Source organism: Micromonospora chaiyaphumensis (assembly GCF_900091435.1).
GTDB lineage: Bacteria > Actinomycetota > Actinomycetes > Mycobacteriales > Micromonosporaceae > Micromonospora > Micromonospora chaiyaphumensis.
Genome location: NZ_FMCS01000022.1, coordinates 1 through 1560 on the forward strand (window position 1 = coordinate 1; position 1560 = coordinate 1560).

Sequence of the window (1560 nt, forward strand, 5' to 3'; positions counted from 1 at the left end):
GGGGTGTTCGCTTGTTCAGAGTTGCACAGTGGACGCGTAGCAGCTTGGTAGTCAAGTCCTCGGCCTATTAGTACCGGTCAACTGAACCCGTTACCGGGCTTACATTTCCGGCCTATCAACCCAGTCGTCTAGCTGGGGGCCTTACCCCACAAAGTGGGTGGGATACCTCATCTTGAAGCGAGCTTCCCGCTTAGATGCTTTCAGCGGTTATCCCTTCCGAACGTAGCTAACCAGCCGTGCCCCTGGCGGGACAACTGGCACACCAGAGGTTCGTCCGTCCCGGTCCTCTCGTACTAGGGACAGCCCTTCTCAAGTATCCTACGCGCACGGCGGATAGGGACCGAACTGTCTCACGACGTTCTAAACCCAGCTCGCGTACCGCTTTAATGGGCGAACAGCCCAACCCTTGGGACCTGCTACAGCCCCAGGATGCGACGAGCCGACATCGAGGTGCCAAACCATCCCGTCGATATGGACTCTTGGGGAAGATCAGCCTGTTATCCCCGGGGTACCTTTTATCCGTTGAGCGACACCGCTTCCACATGCCAGTGCCGGATCACTAGTCCCGACTTTCGTCCCTGCTCGACCTGTCAGTCTCACAGTCAAGCTCCCTTGTGCACTTGCACTCAACACCTGATTGCCAACCAGGCTGAGGGAACCTTTGGGCGCCTCCGTTACCCTTTAGGAGGCAACCGCCCCAGTTAAACTACCCACCAGACACTGTCCCTGAACCGGATAACGGTCCGAAGTTAGATACCCAAATCAACCAGAGTGGTATTTCAAGATTGCCTCCACCCATACTGGCGTATGAGCTTCACCGGCTCCCACCTATCCTACACAAGCTAACTCAAGTACCAATGTCAAGCTATAGTAAAGGTCCCGGGGTCTTTCCGTCCTGCCGCGCGTAACGAGCATCTTTACTCGTAGTGCAATTTCGCCGGGCCTGTGGTTGAGACAGTGGGGAAGTCGTTACGCCATTCGTGCAGGTCGGAACTTACCCGACAAGGAATTTCGCTACCTTAGGATGGTTATAGTTACCACCGCCGTTTACTGGCGCTTAAGTTCTCCGCTTCGCCCCGAAGAGCTAACAGGTCCCCTTAACGTTCCAGCACCGGGCAGGCGTCAGTCCATATACATCGAATTACTTCTTCGCATGGACCTGTGTTTTTAGTAAACAGTCGCTTCCCCCTGCTCTCTGCGGCCATACAACGCTCCACCCGCGCGGGGCTTCACGTCTCCGGCCCCCCTTCTCCCTAAGTTACGGGGGCAATTTGCCGAGTTCCTTAACCACAGTTCGCCCGATCGCCTCGGTATTCTCTACCTGACCACCTGTGTCGGTTTGGGGTACGGGCCGCTAAGAACTCGCTAGAGGCTTTTCTCGGCAGCATAGGATCACTGACTTCACCTGAATCGGCTCGGCATCACGTCTCAGCCTACATGTGCTGCGGATTTGCCTACAGCACGGCCTACACGCTTACCCCGGCACAACCACCGGCCGGGCTCAGCTACCTTCCTGCGTCACCCCATCGCTTGACTACTACCCGCCAGGTTCCCACGCTC

Annotated in this window: 1 rRNA gene; it reads right to left on the minus strand. The window is 56.5% G+C overall.

The window, feature by feature from the left end:
• Positions 1-47: 47 nt before the first annotated feature.
• A 23S ribosomal RNA gene (locus tag GA0070214_RS31265) occupies positions 48-1560 on the minus strand; the annotation flags it as partial.